This window comes from Mesorhizobium sp. M1406 (genome assembly GCF_040317555.1).
Classification (GTDB): Bacteria; Pseudomonadota; Alphaproteobacteria; order Rhizobiales; family Rhizobiaceae; genus Mesorhizobium.
In genome coordinates, this window is the sequence record NZ_JAMYKW010000064.1 from 1 (window position 1) to 26,769 (window position 26,769).

Consider the following 26,769-nt stretch of genomic DNA (forward strand, 5'->3'; position numbering starts at 1 on the left):
CGGTCTCCCTCGATTGAGCTTTCAACGAACTCATTCTGGCACATCGCGATGCCGTTGGGAGCCGTCCACCCCAACACGGCATCAGCTCGTCCCAGCGCGAGGCTGGCCAGTCGTTCTGGATGCGCTCGGTGACGTCGGCCATGTAGGCTTCGGCATCGACGCCGCAGAGCTTGCACGTCTCGATGATGCTGAGCACGACCGCTGACCGCTCTGCCGCGGCGAAGCTGCCCGAGAAGAGCCAGTTGCGCCTGCCGACCGTAAATCCACGAATGGCCCGCTCCGCGATCAGGTTGTCAGGCTCGAGCTGGCCATCGTAGAGGAAGCGATTGAACGCGCGCCATCGCTTGGTGCCATAGGCGAAGGCCTTGCTGATATCGGCATGGCGCGACAAGCCGTTGCCCTGGCGCGTGAGCTGTCGTCGCAGCGCCCGGACCAGTGGTCGGGTCCGACTTCGTCGTGCGGCCAATCGCTCGGCGGGCGGGAGTCCCCGTATCTCTTCCTCGATCCGGTAGATCGCCTGGATACCGGCCATCGCCGTCGTGCTGAGCTCGGTCGGCTGGCTGTCGTGAACGTCGAATATCTTGCGACGCAGATGGGCCAGGCAGGCCGCTTCTCGAATGGCGCCGCCCTTGTAGATCTGGTTATAGCCGCTGAAACCGTCGGCCTGGAGCGTGCCGGCAAATCCGGCGAGCTCGCTCATCACGCTCTCGCCGGCGCGGCCCATGGTGGCGCGATACCAGGCGATCGGCGGCTCCTTCGAACCCGAGTTGCGGTCGTCGGCGACGTAGACCCAGAGCGCGCCCTTGTGCGTCTTGCCAGTGCCGGGCGCCAGGATTGGAAGCCGCGTGTCGTCGGTGTGAATCTTGCTGCGGGTACGGCCGATCTCACGGATGCGATTGTAGATCGGATCGAGCAAGGCGGCGGCGTAGCCGGCGCTGCGCGCAAGCGTGGATCGCTCGATATCGACGCCCTTGGCGGCCATCATCTGGGCCTGACGGTAAAAGGGCAAATGATAACCCCACTTGGCCATCATGATATGGGCGAGCGCGGCATAGCTGAGCTTGCCGCGTGCAATGGCCTTGGCTGGTGCCGGCGCTTGGATGATTTTATCGCAGGTCCGGCAGCTGTACTTGGGTCGAACGGTCTCCATCACCTGCCAGGCCTGGGCGACCAGATCAAGCATCTCGTCGCTATCTTCGCCCATCGCGCGCAGATCGCCGCCGCAGCCCGGGCAGCATGCGCAAGACGGCTCGCGAACGACCCGCTTGCGCGGCAGGTTGGGGTTGAGCTTACGCAGCGGCAACACCCGGACCTTCTCGCTGTCCGCGACGATAGGCAGTTCGAGATCGGGCACGCTGGCGGCGAAATCGGTCTCGAGATCTTCGAGTTCGAGCTGCATCTGGCCGAGCTTCTCGGAGGAGCGGCCGAAGGCCTTGCGGTTGAAGCGATCGATCTGCAGCTGCAGGCGCTGGATGCGAAGCGCGGCCTCGGCGCGCTCTCTTCGCAGCTGCTCATCCCGTTCGGCAATGGCGATGTCACGGGCGGAAACGGCCGCCTCCAGAGTGGCGATCCGAGCGAGGAAATCAGCGATGGAGGGAGCTTGTTCCGACACCCAAATTACATACCCGAAAGACCTCGTCTACGGAAGCAAAATCGACACAAAATCAATGAGAACGGCCTAATTTAGCCGGCCAGACGCGGTCGATAAATCTTGTTCGGCCGGCGCCAATCGATCCCGTCCAAAAGTAGCGAAAGCTGTGCCTTGGTGAGCGACACGGTCACCTGATCCTTGGTCGTCGGCCAAGCGAAACACCCATCGGAAAGGCGTTTTGTAAAAAGGCAAAACCCCTGGTCGTCATGCGCCAAAATCTTGATGATATGACCCTTGCGTCCACGGAAGCAGAAAATCGCGCCGGAATGCGGGTCGAGCGCGAGCACCTGCTGCACCATCCGCGCCAGGCTGTTGATCCCGCGGCGCATATCGGTCTCACCGCAGCACAAGTAAATCCGGTCGGTCGGCACCACCGTGATCACCTGGTCAACTCCGCCAGTACGATACGCAGCGCCGTCGGATCGATGGTCCCGTCGATCCGCAATCGCGCGCCGTTCGGAAAGGCCACGACGATCCTGCCGGCCGGGTCCGGGCAATCGGCGACGGGACGCTCGACCTCGGGCAGATCGGTCACTTCGATCCGCGCGAAAGTTGCCATCGCCCGATGGCCTCGAGTTCGCCGCCGGCCATCTGCTTGCGCCACGCATAGAGCTGGGATGGAGCTACGCCGAACGCTTCCGCGACCTCAGGCACCGACGACCCCGCCGCGCTCGCCAGGTCGACCAACGCGCGCTTCTCAGTGCAACTCCACAGCCTTCGCTGCCGCACGCGCCCGGGCATCGCTGCACAATCTTCGGCCGGCGCGCCGCCGCTGATCTCGGCGACCATATCGCCCCTCGCATGTTCCAATGTCATGGCGCGAAAGCTCCATGTTTATCAGCCTATTGCAAGGTGCCTTGGCGCACCGCTTACGCTGAAGATCAGCAAGACTTCGGTTTCAACCTATCTGTTGCGGGCGCGTGAGGCCGGCATCTCGGACTGGCCGCTGCCGCCGGGCTATGACGATGACGTATTGCTTGAGCGGCTTCTGTTTCGCCGGGTTGGCCGTCCGCCGCAGGAACTGGACGAGCCCGATTGGGCGATGATCTCGCGCGAGCTGAAGCGCAAGGGCGTGACGCTGACGTTGTTGTGGCAGGAATACCGCGCGGCGCACCCCGATGGTTATGGCTACACCTGGTTTTGTGATCGGTTCGGCGCTTTCCAGCGCCGGTCGAGCGCAACGTTCCGCAACCGCCACGAGGCGGGCGCGGTGATGCAGACCGACTATGCGGGCCACACCGTGCCCGTTGTCGATCCCGATACTGGCGTCATCTACCATGTAAAAGTTTAAACTTTATCTGACAGACGGTGTCCTGGGCTGAAGCTTGAGCCGAGGCCGGGCGCGGAGTGGTCAGGGTTCGCAGCGCCCGGCCTCGGCGACAGAAAGGACACTGACATGACCAAGGACCAAAAGATCATCCGCGCCAAGGTGGGGCTGCTGGAGCTGGCCAAACAGCTCGGCAATGTCAGCCAGGCCTGCAAGATGATGGGCTATTCACGCGACAGCTTCTACCGCTTCAAGGAGCTTTACGAGACCGGCGGCGAATTGGCGCTGCAGGAGCTGACGCGCAGGAAGCCGCTGCTGGCCAACCGCACGCCACCGGAGATCGAGGCGTCGAGCTGACGCTGGAATATCCCGCCTATGGACAGACCCGCATCGCCAACGAAATGCGCAAGCTCGGCCACTCGGTCTCGCCGTCGGGCGTACGCGGGGTGTGGCAGCGTCACGATCTGGAGACGATGAAGAAGCGGTTGAAGGCGCTGGAGGCGAAGGTCGCCCAGGACGGCATCGTGCTCACCGAGAGCCAATTGGCGGCGCTGGAAAAGGCCAAGCTGGACAAGGAGGCGCATGGCGAGTTCGGGCTATTGCGGCGGCCAGGACACCTTCTATGTCGGCAACATGAAGGGGGTCGGACGCATCTACCAGCAGACCTTCCTTGACACCTTGCGCATTTCGCAAAAGCCGGACAGGGGTTCCGCTAATTCCCGGACAGCGATTTCGCTAATGTCGGGACAGTTTGGCGGCGACGGTCCTCGGGTGCCTTGTTGCGTTCATGGGTGATTGATTTCGCTGTTTTCGGCGCCGGTCAAGAGGGGCGCTGCCTTTTGCTTTCGCATGCTGTCGCCATGGAGCACGATACGGTGGGCGTTGTGCACGATCCGATCGAGAATGGCGTCGGCGACGGTTGGGTCTGCGATCAAGTCATGCCATCTGGCCACCGGGACCTGGGCGGTGATCAGGGTGGATTTGCGGCGATAGCGTTCCTCGACGATTTCGAACAGATGGAAGCGCTGTTGGTCGGTGAGGGAGTGGGTTCCGAAGTCATCCAGGATGAGCAGTTGCGCGCGGGTGAGCTTGTCAATGAGGCGTGGGAAGCGGCCATCGAGACGAGCGAGCGCCAAATCCTCGAACAGGCGCGGCACGCGCACATAGAGCACGGAATGATCGAGCCGTGCCGCTTGCCGGCCGAAGGCGCAGGCCAGCCACGACTTGCCGGTTCCGGTCTGGCCGGTGACGATTAGGTTCTCATGCGCCTTCAGCCATTCGCCCTGGGCGAGCGCCATGGTGCTGCGCCGGTCGAGCCCGCGCGGCGCGGCAAAGTCGATGTCCTCAATGCCGGCTTCGGGAAAGCGCAACCTGGCTGAGGCGAGCCGGTTCCGGACGCGCTTGTCGGCCCGTATGGCAACCTCGCGGTCGAGCATCAGGCCGAGCCACTCATCACGGCTGAGCTCGTTGGCGTTGTTCCGTTCGGCCAGTTCGCGCCAGGCGGCAGCCATGCCGGCCAGACCGAGGGATTGCATCTGGTCGAGGGGTGGGGTTCGTCAGCATTCTTTCTTCCTTTCCTTCACTGGTAATAGTTCGAGCCGCGGATGTTGGCGTGCTGGGGAGTCGGCTTTGCCGGTTCTGGGGAGCTGGCCCGGTCGAGGCCGGCTTTGAGGATGGCGGTGACGGAGGAGTAGGCGATCGCGTTGATCAGCAGCGCCCGCTCGCAGGCGGCATTGAGACGCTCCGGCCCATAGCGCGGCGCCAGCGACAGGATGCCCATGGCCGAGCGATATCCCTGTTCCGGATGCGGTCGGTCGCGCATCATGCGCTCGACCAGAATGGCGGCGTTGGGGCCGATCCCGGCCGCCCGGCTGATCAGGCTGGCCGGCGTGGTGTTGGCGTAGCGCTGGTGCGCCTTGGGCATGTGTTCGTTGACGGTGACATGGCCGGAACGCTGTGAGCGACGCACATGGCTGGCGACACGCTGGTGATCGTGGAAGATCTCGACCACTCGATGAGTAAGCCGCACCTCGACGGTGCGCCCGATCAGCCGGTGCGGCACCGAGTAGAAGGTCTTGTCGACTTCGACATGGTAGTCAGGATGCACCTTCGCCGACTTCCACTCGGCGTATTCGAACGGTGCTGCCGGCAGCGGCTTCAAGGCGGCCCGCTCGATCTCCTCGAACAGTTCGCGGCGGCTTTGGCCGACATGGCGCATCGGCCGGTTGTTCAGATCCTCGAGCAGTTCGGCGATCGCCGCGTTGAGCTCGGCGATCGAGAAGAAGGATCTATTCGGGACTGTCAGGAATCTTGTGCGTGAGGCCATGATGGAAAGGAGAATCATCGCATGGCCATTGAGAAGGAAGTACTGGATCGGTTGCTTGCCGGGCGCGACCCACAGGAGCTGTTTGCCAAGGACGGTTTGCTCGACGATCTGAAGAAGGCGCTTTCGGAGCGGATACTGAACGCCGAGTTGGACGATCATCTTGACGAGGAGCAAGCCACAGGACTGGCGAACCGGCGCAACGGACATTCGAAGAAGACGGTTCTGACGGGCACATCGAAGCTCGAACTTTCGATCCCGCGTGACCGTGCCGGCTCCTTCGACCCGAAGTTGATCGCAAAGTATCAGCGCCGCTTTCCCGATTTCGACGCCAAGATCGTATCCATGTATGCGCGCGGCATGAGCGTGCGCGAGATCCGCGGCCACCTGGAGGAGCTCTACGGCATCGACGTTTCGCCGGACCTGATCTCGGTCGTCACCGACGCCGTGCTTGAGGAGGTCGCCGAATGGCAGAACAGGCCGTTGGACGCCTGCTTTCCCTTGGTCTTCTTCGACGCCATCCGGGTCAAAATTCGCGACGAGGGCTTCGTCCGCAACAAGGCGATCTATATCGCGCTCGGCATCCTGCCCGACGGCGGCAAGGAGATATTGGGGATCTGGATCGAGCAGACCGAAGGCGCCAAATTCTGGCTGCGCGTCATGAATGAGCTGAAGAACCGAGGTGTCGCCGACATCCTGATCGCCGTCGTCGACGGCCTGAAGGGCTTTCCAGAAGCGATCAACGCCGTATTCCCGCAAACGGTCGTGCAGACCTGCATTGTGCACCTGATCCGCCATTCATTGGAGTTCGTGTCTTGGAAGGACCGCAAGCCTGTCGTGCCGGCGCTGCGGGCGATATACCGGGCCAAGGACGCCGAAGCCGGCCTGGCCGCGCTCGATGCCTTCGACGCTGGCTACTGGGGCCAACGTTATCCGGCGATCGCTCAGAGCTGGCGGCGCAACTGGCTCCATGTCGTGCCGTTCTTCGCATTCCCCGAGAGCGTGCGCCGCATCATCTACACGACAAACGCCATCGAGGCGCTGAACTCAAAGCTGCGGCGGGCCGTGCGAACGCGCGGTCACTTTCCCAATGACGACGCGGCGATGAAACTGCTATATCTGGTTCTCAACCACGCCGCCGAGGAATGGAAACGCGCCCCGCGCGAGTGGTTCGAGGCCAGAACACAATTCGCCGTCGTCTTCGGCGAAAGGTTCGTCAGCCAATGACGACAACCGGCCTCACGCACAAGATTCCTGACAGTCCCATCTATTCCTGAGCCGTGCCAGAATCCAACGCTCGACGATCAGCACCGCGCCCTCGACCTTGCCCTTGTCGCGCGGCTTCCGGCTTCGGGTCGGCAGGATGGTGGTATCGTAATGCTCGGCCATGGCTGCAAAGGTCGCGTTCAGCGTCGGCTCGAACCACAGCGCCTTGACGACACCGGCCTTCAGGTTGTCGCATACGATCGCTCTGGTGACACCGCCGAAGAAGGCGAGCGCTCGCACCTGGCCCTCGATCCAGTCCGGCAGCTTTTGGCTGGAGCTGGCAAAGGCGAAGGTCAGATTGGAGGCGCCAAGCACCGCGACAAAAATCTGCGCCGGGTAAATGGCGCCGGTCGCCGGATCCATCACCGGCACCGTCTGCCCGGCATAGTCCGTCTGCATCACCGCGCCCGCCGCATGCCGGTTGCGGAATGTGGCGCTCGTCCGGCGCTCGAAAGCGGCGAAGTGCTCGCAGAACCAAGTGTAGCCGTAGCCGTCCGGATGGGCGGCGCGATACTCCTGCCACAACAGCGTCAGCGTCACCCCCTTGCGCTTCAACTCCCTGGCGATCAGCGCAAAGTCCGGTTCGCTCAGGTCTTGCGGCGGACGACCGGCACGGCCAAACAGCAGCCGCTCAAGCGTCGCCTCGTCGTGGCCGGGCGGCAGCGGCCAGCATGCCAGCCCGGCCTCCCGCGCCCGCAGCAAATAGGTCGATACCGTCGTCTTGCTGATCTTCAGCCGTTCTGACACCTCACGCACCGAAAGACCCTGCTCATGGGTCAGGCGCAAGATCGCTTGGATATCCCTCACACTCGTTCGTCTCGCTTGCTTCCGTCTCGGCATGGCCCCTCTCAACGTCATCGTGAGAGGCCAAACTGCCAGAACGGCGCAGCCGAGAACCGACCGTTAAATCCGCTCCCGAAAACTGTCCGGGATTTAGCGGAAACGCTGTCCGCGAATTACCGAAATCACTGTCCGGGATTTAGCGAAAAGGGTGTCCGGGAATTACCGAAACACGCAACACCTATTCGAAGGTCGCCTTCGCCAAGCTCTATGACCGCAAGACGCCGATCACCGCCGCCGATCTCCTCAACGACCGCGTGGTGCCGTTCTTCGACGCCCACGAGGTGAAGCTAAGCCGGGTGCTGACCGACCGCGGCACCGAATATTGCGGCAATCCCGAACACCACGAGTACGAGCTCTATCTGGCGGTCGAGGACGTCGATCATTCCCGCACCAAGACCAAGAACCCGCAGACCAATGGCATCGTTGAACGGTTCCACGAGACGGTGCTGGACGAGTTCTACCGGGTCGCCTTCAGGAAGAAGATCTACGGCTCGTTCGAGGAGCTGCAGGCCGATCTGGATGAATGGGTCAGAAGTTACAATGAGGAGCGCCCACATCAGGGCCGCTGGTGCTTCGGCAAGACGCCGATGCAGACCTTCCTTGACACCGCCCCGCTGGCGAAGGAGAAAATGATCGCTGCCTGATCCCATCGGACAGGCAAAACGGACCACTCTCAGACGCCAACTGTCCGATCAAGTACAAACTTCTACATCTACCAGGCTCAGATCTTCGTTGCAGTGCTGGGCGCCTCGTCCTTCACCTTCGCCCATGCCAGCTTCAGCCAAAAACTGCCGGACTGGATCGAGGGCCAGTGCCGGGCACTCACCTTCTTCGGCGGGGTAACTCAGGATCTGCGACAATCTGAAGGCCGGCGTCGCCAAGGCGCTGTGGTTCGAGCCGACGCTCAACCAGACCTTCGCCGCCATGGCAGAATATTACGACACGACGATCCTGCCGACCCGAAGCCGCAAGCCGCGCGACCATTCGAAAGTCGAGAACGGCGTGCGTTTCGCCCAGTCGTGCATTCTGGGGCGGCTGCGCAACCAGACCTTCATCTCGCTGGCCGAGGCCAATGCCGCCATTCGCCAGGCACTCGATCGCATCAATGATCACGTCATGCGTCGGCTGGGCGTCAGTCGCCGGCAACTGTTTGAGAGCGTCGAGCGTGCTGCGCTCGCAAGCCTTCCGAACGAAGACTACGAATTCGCCGAGTGGCGTTTGGCCCGCGTCTCGACGGACTACCATGTTGAGTTCAAGACCTTCTTCTATTCCGTACCGCACAACCTCATTCGCCAACAAGTCGATCTGAGAGCAACGGCACGCACGATCGAGATCTTTCACCGCGGCAAGCGCATTGCCGTCCATCAGCGCCGCTATGGCGGCCCTCGTCATGGGACTGATCCGGATCATATGCCCAGCTCCCACCGGCGATATGCCGAGTGGACGCCGGATCGTTTCCGTCGCTGGGCCGCATCCGTCGGCCCCGAGACGGAAGGCTTGGTTGTCGCAATCCTCGCCAGCCGCCCACATCCTGAACAAGGCTTTCGAACATGCCTGGGTGTCCTGCGCCTGTTTCGCGATGTCACACGCGATCGCGCCGAAGCCGTGTCAGCCCGCGCTGTCGAGATCGGTGGGCTGAACTGCAAGAGCATCGCCTCGCTCATCGCCAATCACAAGGCCGCAAGGCATTCCACCGAACCGACCGCCATCGTCGATCACGCCAATCTGCGTGGCCCTGATTACTTTCATTGAGGAGACACACCAATGCTTATCCATCCGACGATCGACATGCTGCGCGAACTCGGCCTTCATGGCATGGCCACCGCCTTCTAGGAACTCGACGCACAATCCGAAGCACGCGGCCTCGAGCATGGCGAATGGCTTGCCATGCTGCTCGAGCGCGAGGCTACCATGCGCCGCCAGAAGCGTTTCGAAGCCCGCGCCAGAGCTGCAAAACTTCGCCATGACGCACAGATCGAGAATGCCGACTTTCGTGCCGCACGCGGTCTTGACCGCAATCTGTTCATGGCGCTCGCCGGCTGCGACTGGATTCGCAAGCATCACAGTCTTCTCATCACCGGGCCGGCGGGCGTGGGCAAGAGCTGGCTGGCCTGTGCGCTTGGCCACAAAGCTTGCCGAGAGGATTTCTCCGTCGCCTATCACCGCGTTCCCCGGCTGTTTGCAACACTTGCCCTCGCGAGAGGCGACGGACGATATGGCCGGATCCTCAAGCAGCTCGCCAAAACCGACCTTCTCATTCTCGATGACTGGGGACCGGAAAAACTCAATGATGACCAGCGGCGTGATGTGCTTGAGATCATCGAAGACCGCTACGAACGCCGATCGACAATCGTCACCAGTCAGCTGCCCCTGGATCGCTGGTACGAGATCATTGCAAACCCAACCCTGGCCGATGCCATCCTCGACCGCCTCGTTCACAACGCCTATCGCATCGATCTCACCGGTGAAAGCATGCGAAAACAGCGCTCGCTAAGAGCGACCGAAACAGCCCAAGCTTGACCTGAAACGAAACCCAATCCAAACATCAACCAGACCCAGGATCAGTCCGAAAAATGGCCGGCTTCAAATCGGAACACCGGCCGGAATGAAATCGGAATGACTGGCCGGCTTCAAATCGGAATCGATGGCCGGCTTCGTCGGAATACGCAGCCTGTGTGGGAGACATCGCATGAAGGACGCCCACATCATCGACGAAGCCCGTCTCGGCATCATGCTCAACGAACTCAGATTGCCGACGATCAAGACCGCATCTGCCGCCTGGAAAGACACTCGACAGCTTCGCCCGGCGGACAGCAGCCTTCGCCGGATTGCTGGAAGCTCGCGAGCAGCCCTATGTCTTAGCGGTTCGAGGCTCTCACTTCATGCGCCGTGGAGGGGATCGTGGGTTTGAGGAAACCTCGCCCGAGGAACTGGCCAGCGAGTTCGAGCCCGACGACTGGGTCTGTCATGCGGCAGGTGAAGGCGCCAAAGGGCCTCGGCTCTACGAGTGGGCACGCATCCGCCGCCCTTGGACGTCAAAAGGCGGCTTCGAGCATTGGCTTCTCGTCCGCCGCAAGCGATCGACATCCGGAGAAAAAGCCCACTACCTGGTCTTCGCCCCGCCCGGTTCCTCCTTGGCCGAATTGGCGGCAGTGGCCGGCCTGCGCTGGGCGATCGAGGAGTGCTTTGAGCGCGCCAAGGATGATCTCGGACTTGATCATTGCGAGGCTCGGTCCTGGCATGGATGGCATCGCCACATGAGCCTGTGCATGGCCGCCCTGGCATTCCTCTCGAAGCTATCGGCTGATCTTCGCCGCAGCGCATGGAGCAAACCGAACGAAACGAGTCCAAAGGAGCCAATCGCCGCCTGATCCGGATGGCTGCGCTCGTCCCGAGCGTCCCCGAGATCCGCTATCTCCTCGCCCGCATCCGCATCTTCCCACCGACACAAAAGCCCTTCATTCATCGCCTGGTCGCTATGGCGACGACATCAGGCCACGGCCACCATCTGTCACTACAAACGGCGCGAACATGCGCAATTGTAGTACTCGTGCGAAGGTCACGCTGAAGCCTGTGCAGGAGATTGAGGATGTGAACCTTGATCGGAACTCTGGCCTGCCGGGCCTCTGGCGCTGCCGCCACACATGCTGGTCATACTTCACGCGGCGTGGCTGACCTCGATAAGCGCCTTCGCGAGCGTCACGAAGTCTGCCACCAACAAGCCAGTCTCACGCGGGAAACCGGCGCACTCGAGAACGAGGGCACCCACCGCTGGTTAGCGATTTCACCCCGGCCATTACATCGGCTGTGATGAGTTCTGGAGGTGCATCGGGGCTGGTATCCGCAAGCCGCTGCCACGTTAGCGAGCCTTCGATACCTCCGATGGCTACATCTATCTCTTTTGACGACCACCCGGCCGCATCAAAAATGGTGCTCTGCGAGTTTGGTGGAGTCATATGTCAGGATACCTACTTTGCGACCCCAAGGTAAACTCTTAGCGACGAGTGGCACAAGCGCGAGGCTCGACAACACAACTGGCACGGAAACCGCAGCCGCCACTTCGGCTTGGTGCAGTGAGCTGAAGCCGCAGTTGGTGGTTATTGCCGACACCCCCTCGCTTTCGAGTTTTCGCGCTCCGCTGATATATGCATCCTTCAGCGATCGGTCTCCGGCAATTACCTGGCCACGTTCGCGCCTTCAACAGTCAGACGCTTGATCGGAAATTGATGTGTCTCGGGCGCACACAGTGCCCCAGGATGGCCGATCGGTCTGTTTTCGAGCTCCAAAATTCCCAAAGTCTTCTGGTTCACGGTGCTTCTCCTGGTCGGAATACTTTCAAGCTTTGCCTTAGTTGTACTGGCTCGAGCATTCAGAAATCTGTGGGCGATTCGAACATCTGGCGATGCACCTGACGGCTGCGCCAGATGACCATTTCGCGCCAGTCCGTCGATCTCGGATCGTAGTGTTCGCGAAGACGAAGCCGGATGGCTTGTGAGAGTTCCGGGGCAACCTCGGGATTTTTCGCCAACCAGTGATCCTCTCTCAGGACCCGTCGACCGTTCTCCGGATCGTACGTGCCGAATTCAAGCGCCACGTAAACGTGACGCTCACCAAGCAGCCGCTGCCAAAACTCATCAATGCAACCACGTATCGGCACTGACGATGAAGTCCCAAGATCGGGCGAGGTGACCGATCTTCCGAACATCGCCAGCGCACGCTCATAGCCAGCCAGTCCAGAGGGCTGCTCGGTCTGAAGCTCGCCGTACCCAAAGGGCCCCAAGCCCGTATGTGAGTCGACAATCACCACCCGATCTCGGGATTTCAGAGCGAAATCCTCCGCAATCGTCTCTAACGTCAAACGCGAATGGCTGGGACCGATCCCACCAAAAAAAACACCTTCGGGGTGACAGTACTGGCCAGCCTTTCTCGCGGCTTGAAAGGCAATTTCCCCGTTTTTCTTGCGAAATTCTTCAATAGCTCTTTCGGCGGCTTCGAAAACGGGACCACCTATCTCTGCCGGGGCTAAATAATCGGCAAGCTCGTCATACCCCGGATTGGCTGGAAGAGGCTGCGAGAAGTCCACGAAGTTGCGATTTAGATCGCAGCCCTCTTCTGTGACGCGGCGATTCCACGCAAACCCGTATGGGTTAAGTGCGTGGATTATCAGCATCGCCTGGCCCGGCGCCAGCGAGTCCGCAATGCTCCCTCGCATCCAGTCTACCTGCCCAGCCGAGCCGCAGTAGCCCTCGACGCCGTGAGTGGCCGAGATCAGTACGCCTACATGACGCGCGTCCCGATCGCCAAACCAAGCGACATCGGTGAACAATTCCTCCCCGCCCGGTCCCCGGGCCGGCGATTTATATGATTTCACAGACTTGGCGAGCTCGAGGAACTTCTGGCGCGCTTCGAAATACGTCTCGGAGAAGCTTTCCGAGACGTCCTGCAGTATGGCGTCTCGCATTTGTCAGTCCTTAACAATCAGCTCACGAGGGGTTCTGGTAAGCGCCTCATAACCACCGTCAGTAACAACGAACGACTGGGTGATCGTGATGCCCGTGTCTTCGAGCCAAAGGCCGGCCATCAAGTGGAACGCCACCCCAGGCTGTAGAACTGTGTGATCTCCTCGACGAATACTTGCCGTACGCTCGCCCCAGGTCGGCGTATAAGCGACACCTATCGAATATCCCAACCGGCTTTCCTTCTCGATTCCATGGGCGCTCATCGTCTTCCGCCATGCCAGTTCGATCTCTTCGCATGTTGCTCCCGGCCGCACCAAACCAAGAGATGCGTCGATGCCCTCAATGACGTGGGACGCCAAATCGCGATAGCTTTGGGGCGGCTTACCAAAGTAGATCGTGCGGCTCATCGGAGCATGGTAACGCAGTCGGCAGCCGGAAATTTCGACATTGGCAGCAGAGTTAGGGTCAATAGGGCGATCACTGAAAATTGGGTGTGCCTCGCGCGCTCGCGCACCGAACCCCATATGAGGCGGGCTCGTCGCGGGAAGCCCACCGAAAGACTCGGTGCCAGTCATCTGCGCGTGGTAGATGGCTGCCGCCACATCGCACTCTCTCACGCCCGGAGCGGCGACTTCAACAGCGCGGGCCATCATGCGTTCAGTGATAACGCCTGCTTCTCGCATATAAGCGACTTCTTCAGCACTCTTCACGAAGCGAACCCAATTCACAAGAAGTTCGGCGTCCTTGAAATGGGCGTTCGGCATTGCCTTCACAAATTCTGCGTGGTCTCGAGCTGTATAGTAGTAAGCACCCATCTCAACTCCCACTGTTTTTGCGCTCGGCGACTCTCGAAGAATTGTGTGAGCAATAAACTGCGACGCGTGCCGATCCGCAGCCTGAACGTAGACATCGGGATACGGGATAATGCGGTCGACTGGCAGGTAACTCGTGATATGCGCGGTGGCCGAGTCAACTAGCCGCCCGACCCAAAGGGGCAGCTCGACGTCCTGGAAAACCACCAGTGCCTGGACCGTATAAAACGACCACGCGTCGTATCCGCTCAAATAGTATATGTTCGCAGGCTCCGTAATCACAAGTACATCTAAGTCTGCCTCCGCCATGCGTGCTTTTACACGATGCAGTCTAGACCTGTACTCAGCTTCGGAGAAATTCAGAATACGCATCAAAATCACCCTACAGAGTTTCTTTAAATAGTAAAACGCCGATGATACCTAGAGCTCGCATACCCACGAAATTCAATGGTCCCTTTAGCTTTAGGTCTCGGCAACCGCTCGAATCGTAAGCGTGCGGCCGACAAAGTCCAATATAAATACGAGGGTCCATTCATCGCAAATCAAGATCGATGAAGATGCTGCTGCGGCATGGCGGCAGGCTGACATAGTCGGGAAGCATGCTCCTGTTCCATCTACGGAGGTTGCCTAAACCTGAGCTGGAATTTGAATTGTTCCAGCTCGAACTTCTGGCCGCCGCCCACTCCAGGGCAAGGCCTCATCGAGATCGCGCGCCACACGGACCAGTGTGGCCTCGTCGCCAAAGCGGCCGACGATCTGAACGCCGATTGGTAGTCCGCTGAGGCTCTGTGCCTAGACTAAGACTAACCGCCTTGATGCACAGCGATGAGTTTTGGCGGCCGAAGCGACGATCTGGTCGCCGTTGCAGTGCTTTTTACCAACCCTCTTCGGGCGCCGGCAGTGAGCCGTCGTGATGGGAAGGCGGGGTTTGCGGGTTGCGGTCGGCGGGTTCGTTTTTCGGGGCGTCGGCGCCCCGTCGGCTATGTCACGAGCCGCGGATGCGCCTGGCGTATCGGAGCAACGCTCGCAGCATCCACGGTCCCATCCAGTTTGTGGCGTCGAGCACGATGCACAGGATGCGCTGGTCGGGGCAGGATGTCGGCAGGTGCAGGCGGATCTGGGTCTTCATCTCGACCACCTGCGCGGCGATCTTGATGAGGAGCAGACGCAGCGTGTCGAATTGGGTGACGGCAAAGCTCGAGCGTTTCGGCATCGCGGGTGGGTGCCAGCCATCTCAAAACGCGATGGCACTGTCCGGAACATTATATTGGCGAACTCAATGCCAAGTGACGCATAGTCGGGCAGGTAGTGGGTGGACCAGATCCGGCCACAAATGCGTTTGGAACAAATCGAGCGAAACGAAGTGCAGATCAAAGATGTCTTGCTCGCGCCTGGCAACGGCGCATTTTTCTATGACGATCAGGAAGCCATTAGGTCCGGCGCAATCCAGGACGGCTTCATCTATGTTGGCGCGCCGACAACGCCTGGGTTCAAGTCGATTCGCATTCCAGCATCTTCGCTCAGCGTCGGGCTCGTCCTTACCGACGACACAGTTGTTTGGGGCGACATGATGAACGTCCAGTACTCAGGTGCCGGTGGACGTGATCCTTTGTTCGATACCGACCAAATCTCAGATTTGACGTGGCGCGTTGTCGCGCCGCGGCTTTTTGATGTCGATGCGTCTCGGTATCTTAATTCTTGCGCAAAGGTTTTTGAACCCGTCGAACATCAGCGCTTACCCTTGGCTGTTGAGTATGGGGTAAGCCAAGCTCTCCTTCGTGCAGCCGCCCATCTTCAGCACAAGACGATGGCGGAGATCATATGCTCGGATTTTGATCTGCCGCTACCAACGTGCCGCGTCCCGATTTACTGCCAGAGCGGTGACGCTCGCGAGATCAACGTCGACAAGATGATCCTGAAAGCGGTGGATGTACTTCCCCACGGTCTGATCAACTCGCGGCAGAAATTCGGCACCGACGGTCAGACCTTCCTGGAGTTCGTGAAGTGGGTTGCAACCCGTACGCGCCAAATCGGTCACCCGGGCTATCATCCGGTGCTGCATTTCGATGTGTATGGCTGGATCGGCCAGGAAATCGGCTTGGAGCCGCAAAGCATCGCCGACTTTATCTGCAAGGTTGCAGGCACCGCCCCGGATTTCACGCTCAATATCGAGTCCCCCGCGGATTTTGGTTCGACGCAAGCTCAAATCGAGAACTATGCCCAGATCGTATCAATTTTGGACAACCGGGGTTCCAACGCGCGCATTGTCGTGGATGAGAGATGCAATACGCTTGAGGATATTCGGCTCTTTGCCGAAGCCAAGGCCACGCATCTCGTTCAAATCAAGACGCCCGATGTCGGCTCAATTGCCGACACAGCGCGTGCCGTTCTCCTCTGCAAGGAGAACAAGGTCGGAGCGTATGTCGGGGGAAGCTGTACCGAGACTGATCTCTCCGCCCAGGTTTCTGTCCATGTAGCGGTGGCAACCCAGGCCGACATGATGCTTGCAAAGCCCGGAATGGGCGTCGACGAGGCATTCTCAATTGTTGGGAATGAACAAAATCGGTTGCTGGCGACGTTGAACGGCCGTGGAACTCAGACCGAAAACGTTGAATGAAAAGCACGGTGTCGCATGCAGAACTCTCTTGAGGGGATCACTGTCGTAGCCGTGGAGCAGGCGGTGGCCGCGCCGTACGCATCATCACGCCTTGCTGATGCCGGCGCACGTGTCATTAAGGTCGAAAGACCCGAAGGGGACTTTGCCCGAAACTACGACAAGCTGGTGCGGGGACAGAGTGCTTACTTCGTCTGGCTCAACCGGGGTAAGGAGTCGGTTTGTCTGGACCTGAGGTTGGAGGCGGACCGCGCAGTGCTCGACATGCTCATTGCCAATGCGGACGTCTTTATCCAGAATTTGAGGCCGGGCAGCATCGAAAAACTGGGTTTCGGGTCTGCTGATCTGCGTCGCCGATTTCCGCGGCTGATCACCTGCGACATCTCGGGTTTCGGAGAGAGGGGGCCGTATTCCCACTTGAAGGCTTATGATCTCATCGTCCAGGCCGAAACCGGCCTATGCGCGATCACCGGCAACCAACAAGGGCCTGCGCGTGTAGGGGTTTCGGTTTGCGACATCTCGGCGGGCATGACGGCACATAGCGCCATTCTTCAGGCGCTGTATCATCGCGAGGTCATCGGCGAGGGGGCTAGCATTCAGGTGTCACTGTTCGATGCCGTGGCCGACTGGATGAATGTTCCGGTTCTGCAACACGACTACAGCAGCTACCACACGGTACGTGCGGGCGTGAAACATCCGTCACTGGCGCCGTATGGCGCCTATCGCTGCGCCGATGGCAAAGACGTCATCTTCTCCGTCCAGAATGACCGGGAATGGGTAAATTTCTGCAAGAATTTCTTGAAGCAGCCGGAGCTCATACGAGCACCTGGTTTTGCCGACAACATGGAGCGCCTCGGCCACCGGGTGCAACTTGATGAGATCATTGAAAGGCGCTTTTCCGAACTCTCCTGCCAGGAGGCCATGCACGAGCTTGAGGCCGCGGGTTTGGCATATGGGCGACTGAACGAGGTGGAGGACGTATCAAACCATCCGCACATTCGCAGAATTCGGGTTGGCACACCTGACGGAATTGTAGAAACGATCGCGCCGGCGGCGATCTTCAATTCTGAGCGCCCCACTCTGCGTCCAGTCCCGGCTCTTGGCGCTCATACGGAGACTGTCCGCGAGGAGGTTCTAGCCCGTTTGCGCGAAAGGGCCGCGTCTGCGTGAACGCGCCTCTTGTCGGCGAGGTGAGTGCGCTCGCGACTTACAGAGAGCGTGCATACTTCGGGTCATCTCAGAGTATCGGCCGCCCAGCGAGCTCACTGCCACCGCCCTCGCTAAAATCGGCAGTAGAGGCGACTCCGTGATCACGGACACCGTTCCCGCCGTTGAAAGCGCGACGTCTGTACCCCGCTGGAGATCCCTGCTCTTCGTTCCAGCCCACGTTCCGCGCTTTGTGGAGGCGGCTCATGAGCGAGGTGCAGATGGCATCATTCTCGATCTGGAGGACTCCGTTCCCCAGGATCAGAAGGCCGAGGCACGGCGGCAGCTTCCTGAATCCGTGGCAAAGGTGACCCGCAAGGGTGCATCCGTTTTGGTGCGCGTCAATCGTGGTTTGCGTGCCCTAGGGGCCGATCTCGGTGCAGCCGTGATGGCTGGTGTTGACGCCCTTGTTCTTCCGAAGACTGATTCCGCAGAGTGGGTGTCAGAAATCGCGTATGCGGTTTCGGAACTTGAACGAGAAAGAAATCTTCCGCTGGGGCGCATCCGGTTCCTTGCCCAGATCGAGACTCCAGGCGCCTTGCAAAGACTCGCGGCAATTGCGTCGGCCGATCCGCGGATGGTCGCAATGGCGCTTGGTCCTGAAGACTTCAGTGCCGCTGTTGGCGGCGCCCCGGAATTCGACCTTTTGCTGACGCCGAACCTTGCTGTTCTTTTTGCTGCTCGTGCGGCCGGCTTGCTCCCGCTAGGCTTCATAGGAAGCATCGGCGAGTTCTCGGACACTCGTAAACTTCGTGAAGCCGCGACACATGCGCGGCGGCTTGGCTTCGCTGGAGCTTTGGCGATCCATCCGACACAGGTGGCCATATTCAATGAGGCTTTCTCGCCAAGCGCACAGGAAGTCGCGTGGGCCCGCGGTGTCGTCGCGACGGAGAACGATGCAGTCGCCCGCGGGGTGTCTGCATTCTCGTTGAATGGTAAGATGATTGATCCGCCGGTGGTGCGGCGCGCTCACGAAATCCTGGCCCTGGCCGACAGCAACTGACCTATCTCCGGTCAATGGTCCGACCGGGAACCTTTGGCCGGTGTGCCCGGCAAGTATTACTTGCTCGCCATCTTGTTTCGAGATAAATACGAAGGGACTGGGGAGCGTGCCTCAGTTGGGTTAAACCGTGGATATCAGGCAGTTAAAATACTTTGTCGGCGTAGTGGAAGCCGGCAGTTTTACGAAGGCCGCTGTACTCCTTCACGTCGCTCAGAGCGCCCTTAGCCTGCATGTGCGTCAACTGGAGGAAAGCTTCGGCACTCAGTTGCTGGTGCGCGACAGGACCGGAGTCAGCGTGACGGCCTCCGGAACCAAACTGCTCGAGCGGGCGCGGACGATTCTCAAGGAAATTCGACTCACTGAGATGGAACTGACCAACACGGTGGCATCTCCTTCCGGAGAGGTGACCATTGGCATTCCGTCCGGAGCCGCGCGCGTCCTTAGCGGTCCGCTGCTTGAATCAGTAAGAAACGAACTGCCGAGGATTTCACTTAAGATGATCGAGGGCATGACGGGACCGCTGGAGGAGTGGATGGCTGCTGGCCGCTTTAATCTGGCTGTCCTGTACCGCACTGCCGAGAGCGTGGGGCGGATGACGGTTCTGGCACGCGAAGAATTTTGCCTGGTGGTGCCGCCGGGTGAACCGCCTTTCGAAGACGAGATACCTCTCGCCGACCTGCATGCGTTCCCGCTGTCGGTTCCCATGCGCAACAACAATGTCAGGCGTTCGGTGGCTGATGTGGTTGCGCAGCACGGTTGTGTGCTTGACGTCAGATTCGAAGTCGACTCCCTTTCTACGATCATTAACATGGTCATGGAAGGAAAAGCGTATTCTATTCTTGCCCCTTCGGCCATTCAGAGGGAAGCCTCTCAGGGACAGGTCCGAACGGTCAAAATCATTGATCCAGTGATTACCCGCTCCGTCGTGCTTGCCGTCAACCCCAAAGATGAGCAATCTCCCGCTGTCTCTGCTGTCCGCAAGCTGATCCCCAATGTCACCAGGACATTAATCGAGAGCGGGCAATGGCCGGCCACGGCTCCGGTCCGGGGTTAGGCATATCCGTCAAACCGAGTCCCAGTGCTATCACGCTTCCATGGCGGGCCCGAGCCGGCCATCAATCTGGATTCAAGATGGTTTTGGGCGACATTCCATATTTGACCCAGCGTGACCATCGCGATGAAACTGCAGAGAAGTGAGCCCATGGTCGAATATCGGCTGGTCTCGTATTGGCAGAAATACTCAAGCGGAGCATGGGATGTCCAACGCCACGAGCTATCAGCTTTTCATCAATGGCAGATGGCGAGCCGGTGGTAGCGGAGCCACTCTGCCTGTAATCAATCCGGCGACGGAGATGGTATTTGCCTCGGTGGCCTCGGCGACGATACCGGATCTGGATGAGGCCCTCGCTTCGGCAGAGCGCAGCCGCAAGGCCTGGTCGTCGCGGCCTGCAAAGGATCGTGGCGAGATTCTCGTAGCGGTCGCCAAAATTTTGGCAGCGAACGCTGAAGCGGTGGCTAGGGACCTGTCAGCCGAACAGGGAAAGACGATTGCCGAAGCGACAGGTGAGTACGCGCGCGCTGTCGAAACGCTGGAGTGGAACGGAATGCACGCCGAAGAGTTGTCGGCCCCTATTCCGATGGGCCCGAACCGGGTGATCGTCCCCGAGCCACTTGGCGTCGTGGCTGCCTTTACGCCTTGGAACTATCCCGCCGTTCTCATCGCCCGCAAGCTCGCCCCTGCTTTGGCGGCAGGCTGCCCGGTGATCCTTAAAGGGGCGGAAGAGACACCGAGCGCTGCAGTTCACATCGTCGAAGCTCTACGACAAGCGGGTGTTCCGGACGGCGTGGTCAATCTCGTGTTCGGCGTTCCGGTGCAAATATCCCGGCATCTCCTCAGCTCGCCGACCGTAAAGGTCCTAACGTTCACGGGCTCTACCGAGGTTGGAAAACAGCTCGCCAAGCTCGCCGCGAATAACTTGCAGCGGTGCATTCTTGAACTCGGTGGGCACTCCCCCGTCATTGTATGCGAGGATGCCGACCTGGCAAAAGCTATACCGGCAATTTCCGAATACAAGTTCGAGTGCGCTGGCCAAAGCTGCAATGCGCCGAGCAGGATCCTCGTCGCGCGGCCTCTCTATGAGGAATTCCTGTCGCGGATGACCGGAGTCGCCCGCAAGATCAAGATCGGTCCACCGGACGACCTGGCGACGGAGATGGGTCCGATGGCAAATGCACGGCGAATCGAGGCCATGCAGCGTCTAGTCAAGGATGCGGTCGATCGCGGCGCCACCGTCGAAACCGGTGGCGCCCGCCTCGACCAACCGGGTTTTTACTGGCCGCCAACGATCCTGACAGGCGTGCCAAAGAATGCCAGAGTGCTTCATGACGAGCCGTTCGGGCCGATCCTCACCTTGGCGCCGTTCGACACGATCGAGGAGGCGATCGAAGAAGCCAACGCCACTGACTATGGCTTGGCCGCCTACGTCTTCACCGGTGCTGACGACACCAAACGGGCGCTGATCGGCGGTCTTTCGGCCGGCGCTCTTAGTGTAAATTATCTCAAAGGGGTTTCAGCAGATGCGCCGTATGGAGGCGTTAAACAGAGCGGGTATGGATATGAAGGAGGCGAGCAGGGGGTGCGGAGCTTCCAGAGCCTGAAACTGGTCAACGGGTTCGGTTCATTCGGATGAGATTTCGTGAATAAGAAAACACGGACCATTGCCGGCAAGGATATCACAAAGAGCGTCGCCGATGCCCTTCAGTACATCTCGTACTACCACCCCCCCGACTATATCCGGTACCTTTCGCAGTCATACGCGCGCGAACAGAGCCCGGCGGCTAAGAACGCCATCGGGCAGATTCTGCTGAACTCTCGCATGGCGGCCTTCGGGCGGCGCCCGATCTGCCAGGACACCGGCCTCGTCGTGGTCTTCGCAAAGGTCGGCATGGACGCCCGCATCAAATCAACGGCCAGTTTCGCTGACCTCGTGAATGAGGGCGTCCGTCGGGCATATCTCGACCCGGACAACCCCCTTCGGGCATCGATCGTTGCCGATCCGCTCGCCGGACGGGTCAACACCCGCGACAACACGCCAGCGGTCATCCACATCGACCTCGTGCCCGGCAACCAGATTGAGATCACCATCGCCGCAAAAGGCGGCGGGTCGGAAAACAAGGCGCGTTTCACCACCCTGAACCCCAGCGCGTCCGTTGCCGACTGGGTGGTCGACACCGTTTCGACCCTTGGCAGCGGATGGTGCCCACCCGGCCTGATCTCGGTCGGCATCGGCGGTAGCGCTGAAAAGGCGATGCTGCTTGCCAAGGAGGCCATGAACGAGCCGATTGACATGTCGGAACTGCTTTCCAGGGGGTCTTCAAAAGCGGAGGAGGAACTGCGGATCGAGCTTTATGAGCGAATTAACGCGCTCGGCATTGGCGCCCAGGGCCTTGGTGGTCTGACGACAGTGGTTGACGTCAAAGTTGCGACCTATCCTACACATGTGGCGTCCAAGCCTGTGGCACTTATCCCGCAATGCGCCGCTAACCGGCACTTGAAGTTTACCTTGGATGGCACAGGACCGGCACAGCTCCAACCGCCCGATCTTTCCGAATGGCCCCAGATCGGTCATGAGGACTTGCATGCAACCGGCGTCCGTCGGGTCAATCTCGATGCGCTCACGAAGGAACAGACGGCATCGTGGCGCTGCGGGGAAACCCTTCTTTTGTCCGGAAAGATGTTGACGGGCCGTGACGCCGCCCACCAGCGAATGGTCGAGCTGATCGATGCCGGCAAGCCGCTCCCGGTAGATCTGCGGGGACGCATGATCTACTACGTCGGACCCGTCCGCGCAGTAGGGGATGAGGTCGTCGGGCCGGCTGGCCCAACAACCTCCAGTCGCATGGACGGTTTTACTGAAAAGATACTCGCCGAGACTGGGCTATATGCGATGGTCGGCAAAGCGGAGAGGGGTCCGCTGGCCATCGAGTCGATCGTCAAACACAAAACGCCCTATCTCATCGCAGTGGGTGGTGCTGCGTACCTGATTTCAAAATCGATCAAGGCGGCGCGGATCGTTGCCTTTGAAGATCTAGGTATGGAAGCAATCTATGAATTTGAGGTCCAGGACATGCCGGTCATCATGGCTGTCGATATTGAGGGAAACTCCATTCACAATTCCGGACCCCTTGAGTGGCGTAAGCGCATGGCGGCCGACAGCATCGCCCGCAGCATCGGCGTTTGAGCCTTCCCGGCTGCGCGAATCCGGCCAGACTCCCGCTCGGATTTTGAGCCGTATCGGTAACACAGGCGGCCGCGTTTGTGTTTTCAGCTCATCGGCGAGCCAAAAAAGAAAGGCTTTCAAGTCGCTCTCAATGCCAAACGCTCAGTTGTAAACGCTTATCGACCCCGTTCTTACGATTGACCCTCAGGGTGCTGTCCAGGGGTGCAATCGGGTCAAGCAACAGAGACCAAAAAGATGCGCCATTCATATTTACAAGGAGACCGCCGCTGACAGCCGATCACTCCTTTCCAAATGCGTCATCGCCCGTTTTGGGGCAGGGCAATACCGCAATACCCCAACTGCTTGGATCGTTCTCGGCCCCCTGGCTTCAATAACCTCGCCGCGAAGCAGGCCGAGGACGAATGACGCCCGTTACATTCGCCCGCTTCAATTAATGATGGATTGGTTGGTACAAATTGAACTGTCGACCACCGTTTGAGAGCAACAGATCGTGAAGTCGAAACCAAATCCTGTGCAACTAGACACTTGGGACATCCGGATTCTCTCAGAAATCCAGTTAGATGGTCGGATTTCAAAAAGCGAGCTAGCAAAGCGTGTTCACCTTTCAGCGTCGGCCTGTTCAGAACGGCTCCGCGTGCTGCAAGCCGCAGGCATCATTGAGGGATTCTATGCGCGACTCAGTCCAGCCCTCATCGGGGGCATGATCTCTATAATGGTGGAAGTGGTTTTGGACCGCCATCGTCTCGAGGATCAAAGACACTTCGAGGCTGCTATCCAAAACGTCCCCGAAATCCTGGACTGCTGGGCAATCGGGGGACGTATCGACTATCTGATGCGCGTTTCGTCTCCCTCCATGGCTGCGTATCAAGATTTCATGGAGGGACTCCTTCAGGCAGGATTGGGGATCAACCAATACTACAGCCTTGTCGTGACGAAGCCAGTGAAAGCCAATTCACCAATTCCGTTGTCCCCCTTCAAGCGGAGATGAACTCTTAAGCGTTGATTTCGTCGGGAATTAGTTCCGATTCCGCGAATTCACCGGTCAAATACGCACATTTCCACGAAATTCGTGAGGCAGTTGCGGATATAACGAGCCCGTTGACCGAGTGTTCTCCTTCGATTTTTCGGGCGGAGAGCAGCGAAGCGTTTGAGCAAACTAGGCGGGGATCGAAAAGTCCTACGCCTAGGATGTAAGCTCAGAAGCACATATTGCCAAGAACCTTTGAGTGGCTGCTCTGCCACAAGCTCACAACTATGTAGATATGGAGAAAATTATGGCTGGAAGACCCGACAACCCCGGCAAGGGACCGCCAGATAATCCCGGAAAGGGACCGCCTCTCGGAGTGCCTTCCGGGCCGCCACATGGTGTTCCTCCGGGGCCTCCTGATCCGCCCGCGCCCCCGCCGCGCAAGGTGGGATGAGAGAAATGGTTGATCCCGATTCGTCCGTGACAACCCCGGCGGAGCCAGTTCCCCGCTGGGAGAAGCGTTATCCGGGGCGGCTTAAATACGAACTCGACGCGCTGTACGCCGCCGGGATAACTCCTGAGATTGACGAGCCGGCCCGCGCTGCTGGGCGATTGTCGCTAGCATTCGACTGGCCGCTCGATACGGCGACGACCCTTCGGTTGCAGGCTGTCTTTCCCGACGCCTACCCCCACTTTCGGCCTCAGGTCTTTCTGCTCGCCGGCCTTGACCCCGCGCCTGCGCGCCACCGCAGTCCTATCGAGGGCAATCTCTGCCTGCTCGGCCGCGACACCCGGCAGTGGACACCGGGCTGGTCGCTTTGCACGTTGCTCGAAAAACAGCTCGCCGACTCCGTTCATGGCACCGGTGAGGAAGACCAGCAGGGCGAGCCTGCCGAATACTGGTGGAATAACCTTGGCCGCAATTCCGGATCTTATTGTCTGATCGACAGCGGCTGGGATGTCGGCGACACCTCGCAGGGCACATTGCAGCTGCGCTACATCCAAGATCAAACGGTCAAAGTGGAGGCCGAGAACGGTCCAATCCATATCCCGGCGGTCAGGGCCTATGTCGAAGAGGTTCGGGCTGAGGATGGCCAAGTGCTTCACCAATGGGCGGGTCCGCTCCCAACCGACCTGGCCAACGCGAAGAATGAGCTGGAGGTTCCGTGGGTAAGATCAAAAAACACGATGCTGCCCGAACCTCAGCTCGATGCACAGCTAAAAAGGCTCCGCCAAGATTACTCATGGCTCCGGCGTACCCGGCCACGAAACTACGGTTCAGGTCTGAAGTTTGACCTCTGCGCACTCGTCTATCCGAGCGAGCTCGCCTTTGGTGAGACGGGCCTCGGCTGGTGCTTCGTCATGGTCTTCGGTCATGCGCACGGCTTTGAGCCGAAGAAGAACAAAGCCCCCAAATCACTGCGTATCACGGCGTTGCCCGTTTTTCGCGCCGGGCCGGGCGACATTGGCTGGCGCGTTCCGGCCGTTGCATTCCTCAAAGACAAGCGGATCCTTGTCGTCGGTGTTGGCGCCGTCGGCGCACCGGTAGCGATCGAACTTGCTCGCAACGGATGCCGCACCCTCGATCTCGTCGAACATGACCTTCTTGAGCCCGGAAACACGATCCGCTGGCCTCTGGGCGCAGCCGCCTGGGGTCAACGCAAGACAGACGCCTTGCAGGCTTTTCTCGCTCGCCAGTATCCGGCAACCGAAGTCCGTAGCCATTCGCATTTTATAGGTATTGCGGCGCAGGCTCTTAGCGATCCGGGTGACGACGATATTCTCGACTCGCTCATCAGGGACGCCGATCTCGTTATCGATGGCAGCGCTTCGCACGGCGTTACAACGCTGCTGGATGACCGCTGCCGAAGCGCAGCCGTTCCCCTCATAAGCATGTCCGCGACGCCGACGCTGGAGGGCGGCACCGTTGTCCGGCACGTCCGCGAAAGCGGCTGCCCGAATTGCCTTTTGCACGCATGGCACAAGCACGAGATCGAACCCCCGCCAGGACAGGATGCCGGTGACGAGGCCCTGACCCAGCCGGCGGGGTGCAGCGAGCGCACATTCACCGGTGCCGACTATGATCTGCAGGAACTTTCGCTGCAGGCGGTGAGGCTGGCCATCGATACCCTCTCGGGCAAGGCGGACGAGGGTTCGGTCGTGCAGACACTCAGCTTTGTTGATGATGAACGAGCGCGCTGTCCGCCGAGCTGGCGTGTCGATCCGCTGCCAAAACATCGGGACTGCCGGGGCGGGCATTGATGTTGCCGGATGTCGATGCCTGGCTGCCTAACACCGTGATTCAGGAATGTGCGGACGAAGCCTACACCAAATTCCCGTTAGAGACCGGCGGCACGTTCATGGGCTGGTGGTTGAATCCTGATACCGCCGTCGTAACCGTCATGATTGGTCCCGGACCCGGCGCCCTTCACGAGCGCTTCCGGTTCCAGCCGGATCAGCAATGGCAGGTTGAGCAGATTGCCGCCCACTATGAGCGTTCCGGTCGCCGCGAGACTTACCTCGGCGACTGGCATAGCCACCCCGGCGCTTCGAGCGGCGCGCTGAGTTGGACCGACCGCGGCGTCCTTCGCCGCGTTATCGCCACGCCAGAAGCGCGCTGCGCACTGCCGCTGATGATGATTCTATGGGGTTCTTCCGGGACATGGCAGTTGACAGCGTGGCGAGCACAAACGGTGCCGCGCGTGGTGCTCTGGGACAAGCTGCATCTCGATCCGGTGCAGATAAGGGCCTTTTGAAATCTCTGCACACGCAGATGCCGGCGGCTTGATGAAAGGAATGACCTGGCATCCGCTTCGGTCAGGCGATGGTCCGGCAAACCTGCGCGAGGAACGGCCTGCCAGACAGCGTGGGCTGCAGCGGGTGAAGTCGCAAACGGCCGCGCCCGCCGGCGTGGACCCGCTGCATTGGCTGCTCCTGACCACCCATGCGGCAACCTGCTCCGCCGCGGCCTGGCCGATGTCGCTTGTACACGCAGCGCTGGCAAATCGAGCACTTTTTCCGAGTGAGGAAGACCTAGCAGGCTTCTCTGATTGGGGTTGGTGAGGTCAAGCGTTTCCTGTCTTTTTTCCGGACCATGTCGCCCCGCGGGTCACTCGC

Annotated in this window: 19 protein-coding genes and 8 pseudogenes; 16 read left to right on the plus strand and 11 right to left on the minus strand. The window is 59.9% G+C overall.

Annotated features, from left to right (window positions below):
- From tnpC to NKH03_RS29430, 4 genes are all read right to left on the minus strand, one after another.
- Nucleotides 1-1,612, minus strand: a 1,612-nt coding sequence (tnpC, locus tag NKH03_RS29415; RefSeq protein ID WP_352972370.1) for an IS66 family transposase, incomplete at its 3' end; no start/stop codon positions are given.
- Between the two features lie 71 nt (nt 1,613-1,683).
- Nucleotides 1,684-2,034: an IS66 family insertion sequence element accessory protein TnpB gene (gene tnpB / locus NKH03_RS29420; RefSeq protein WP_023782575.1), complete on the minus strand. Its 351-nt coding sequence runs from the start codon at nt 2,032-2,034 to the stop codon at nt 1,684-1,686.
- Entirely contained in the window at nt 2,031-2,210 is a 180-nt protein-coding gene (locus NKH03_RS29425) for a hypothetical protein (protein ID WP_352972374.1), read from the minus strand. The genes tnpB and NKH03_RS29425 overlap by 4 nt, the downstream gene beginning before the upstream one ends.
- A complete protein-coding gene (locus tag NKH03_RS29430; RefSeq protein ID WP_352972376.1) occupies nt 2,183-2,440 on the minus strand; it encodes a transposase in 258 nt (85 codons plus the stop codon). The genes NKH03_RS29425 and NKH03_RS29430 overlap by 28 nt, the downstream gene beginning before the upstream one ends.
- Before the next feature lie 85 nt (nt 2,441-2,525).
- On the opposite strand from NKH03_RS29430, the pseudogene NKH03_RS29435 reads away from it, so the two are divergent.
- Together NKH03_RS29435 and NKH03_RS29440 are read left to right on the plus strand one after the other, a co-directional pair.
- Nucleotides 2,526-2,939: pseudogene (locus NKH03_RS29435) on the plus strand (IS21 family transposase); the annotation flags it as partial.
- 108 nt (nt 2,940-3,047) lie between these two features.
- Nucleotides 3,048-3,596, plus strand: a pseudogene (locus tag NKH03_RS29440) (helix-turn-helix domain-containing protein); the annotation flags it as partial.
- A gap of 107 nt (nt 3,597-3,703) precedes the next feature.
- Here NKH03_RS29440 and istB (NKH03_RS29445) read toward each other — a convergent pair.
- Together istB (NKH03_RS29445) and NKH03_RS29450 are read right to left on the minus strand one after the other, a co-directional pair.
- Nucleotides 3,704-4,453, minus strand: a complete 750-nt coding sequence (istB, locus tag NKH03_RS29445; RefSeq protein WP_352972379.1) for an IS21-like element helper ATPase IstB — start codon at nt 4,451-4,453, stop codon at nt 3,704-3,706.
- 44 nt (nt 4,454-4,497) lie between these two features.
- Nucleotides 4,498-5,211: pseudogene (locus NKH03_RS29450) on the minus strand (Mu transposase domain-containing protein); the annotation flags it as partial.
- A gap of 54 nt (nt 5,212-5,265) precedes the next feature.
- Between NKH03_RS29450 and NKH03_RS29455 the strand changes: the two are divergent.
- Entirely contained in the window at nt 5,266-6,468 is a 1,203-nt protein-coding gene (locus NKH03_RS29455; protein WP_352972381.1) for an IS256 family transposase, read from the plus strand.
- 39 nt (nt 6,469-6,507) lie between these two features.
- Here NKH03_RS29455 and istA read toward each other — a convergent pair.
- Nucleotides 6,508-7,347: pseudogene (gene istA, locus NKH03_RS29460) on the minus strand (IS21 family transposase); the annotation flags it as partial.
- A gap of 176 nt (nt 7,348-7,523) precedes the next feature.
- On the opposite strand from istA, the pseudogene NKH03_RS29465 reads away from it, so the two are divergent.
- Nucleotides 7,524-7,994 (plus strand): annotated as a pseudogene (locus tag NKH03_RS29465) (integrase core domain-containing protein); the annotation flags it as partial.
- Between the two features lie 48 nt (nt 7,995-8,042).
- Here the strand turns inward: NKH03_RS29465 and NKH03_RS29470 are convergent.
- The gene (locus NKH03_RS29470) at nt 8,043-8,276 is read right to left on the minus strand and encodes a hypothetical protein (protein ID WP_352972383.1); all 234 of its coding nucleotides are present in this window, start codon (nt 8,274-8,276) and stop codon (nt 8,043-8,045) included.
- Here NKH03_RS29470 and NKH03_RS29475 point away from each other — a divergent pair.
- The 3 genes and pseudogenes from NKH03_RS29475 to NKH03_RS29485 all read left to right on the plus strand — a co-directional run.
- Complete coding sequence (locus NKH03_RS29475) at nt 8,275-9,102, plus strand: Mu transposase domain-containing protein (protein ID WP_352972384.1); 828 nt, start codon at nt 8,275-8,277, stop codon at nt 9,100-9,102. The genes NKH03_RS29470 and NKH03_RS29475 overlap by 2 nt on opposite strands.
- Nucleotides 9,103-9,114: 12 nt before the next feature.
- Nucleotides 9,115-9,870, plus strand: a pseudogene (istB, locus tag NKH03_RS29480) (IS21-like element helper ATPase IstB).
- Between the two features lie 286 nt (nt 9,871-10,156).
- Nucleotides 10,157-10,721 (plus strand): annotated as a pseudogene (locus NKH03_RS29485) (IS701 family transposase); the annotation flags it as partial.
- 998 nt (nt 10,722-11,719) lie between these two features.
- On the opposite strand, the gene NKH03_RS29490 reads toward NKH03_RS29485, so the two are convergent.
- The 3 genes and pseudogenes from NKH03_RS29490 to NKH03_RS29500 form a co-directional block, all read right to left on the minus strand.
- Entirely contained in the window at nt 11,720-12,811 is a 1,092-nt protein-coding gene (locus NKH03_RS29490) for a M14 family metallopeptidase (RefSeq protein ID WP_352972389.1), read from the minus strand.
- A 3-nt stretch (nt 12,812-12,814) separates the two neighbouring features.
- Nucleotides 12,815-13,993, minus strand: coding sequence for a M24 family metallopeptidase (locus NKH03_RS29495; protein WP_352972392.1), 1,179 nt, complete (start codon nt 13,991-13,993; stop codon nt 12,815-12,817).
- 613 nt (nt 13,994-14,606) lie between these two features.
- Nucleotides 14,607-14,834 (minus strand): annotated as a pseudogene (locus NKH03_RS29500) (transposase); the annotation flags it as partial.
- Between the two features lie 150 nt (nt 14,835-14,984).
- Between NKH03_RS29500 and NKH03_RS29505 the strand changes: the two are divergent.
- The 9 genes from NKH03_RS29505 (at nt 14,985) to NKH03_RS29545 (ending at nt 26,408) form a co-directional block, all read left to right on the plus strand.
- A complete protein-coding gene (locus NKH03_RS29505) occupies nt 14,985-16,238 on the plus strand; it encodes a methylaspartate ammonia-lyase (RefSeq protein WP_352972409.1) in 1,254 nt (417 codons plus the stop codon).
- Between the two features lie 15 nt (nt 16,239-16,253).
- Nucleotides 16,254-17,405: a CaiB/BaiF CoA transferase family protein gene (locus NKH03_RS29510; RefSeq protein WP_352972394.1), complete on the plus strand. Its 1,152-nt coding sequence runs from the start codon at nt 16,254-16,256 to the stop codon at nt 17,403-17,405.
- A gap of 136 nt (nt 17,406-17,541) precedes the next feature.
- A complete protein-coding gene (locus NKH03_RS29515) occupies nt 17,542-18,444 on the plus strand; it encodes an HpcH/HpaI aldolase/citrate lyase family protein (RefSeq protein ID WP_352972396.1) in 903 nt (300 codons plus the stop codon).
- Nucleotides 18,445-18,571: 127 nt separating this feature from the next.
- Complete coding sequence (locus NKH03_RS29520) at nt 18,572-19,498, plus strand: LysR family transcriptional regulator (protein ID WP_352972398.1); 927 nt, start codon at nt 18,572-18,574, stop codon at nt 19,496-19,498.
- Nucleotides 19,499-19,700: 202 nt separating this feature from the next.
- On the plus strand, nt 19,701-21,134 hold the full coding sequence (locus tag NKH03_RS29525; RefSeq protein WP_352972400.1) for an NAD-dependent succinate-semialdehyde dehydrogenase: 1,434 nt from the start codon (nt 19,701-19,703) through the stop codon (nt 21,132-21,134).
- A gap of 6 nt (nt 21,135-21,140) precedes the next feature.
- Nucleotides 21,141-22,685, plus strand: a complete 1,545-nt coding sequence (locus NKH03_RS29530) for a fumarate hydratase (protein ID WP_352972401.1) — start codon at nt 21,141-21,143, stop codon at nt 22,683-22,685.
- Between the two features lie 490 nt (nt 22,686-23,175).
- The gene (locus NKH03_RS29535; protein ID WP_352972403.1) at nt 23,176-23,673 is read left to right on the plus strand and encodes an Lrp/AsnC family transcriptional regulator; all 498 of its coding nucleotides are present in this window, start codon (nt 23,176-23,178) and stop codon (nt 23,671-23,673) included.
- Nucleotides 23,674-24,111: 438 nt separating this feature from the next.
- Nucleotides 24,112-25,914: a ThiF family adenylyltransferase gene (locus tag NKH03_RS29540; protein WP_352972405.1), complete on the plus strand. Its 1,803-nt coding sequence runs from the start codon at nt 24,112-24,114 to the stop codon at nt 25,912-25,914.
- Nucleotides 25,914-26,408 (plus strand): Mov34/MPN/PAD-1 family protein, encoded by a 495-nt coding sequence (locus tag NKH03_RS29545; protein WP_352972408.1) that lies wholly within the window; start codon nt 25,914-25,916, stop codon nt 26,406-26,408. The genes NKH03_RS29540 and NKH03_RS29545 overlap by 1 nt, the downstream gene beginning before the upstream one ends.
- The last annotated feature ends 361 nt before the right edge of the window (nt 26,409-26,769 follow it).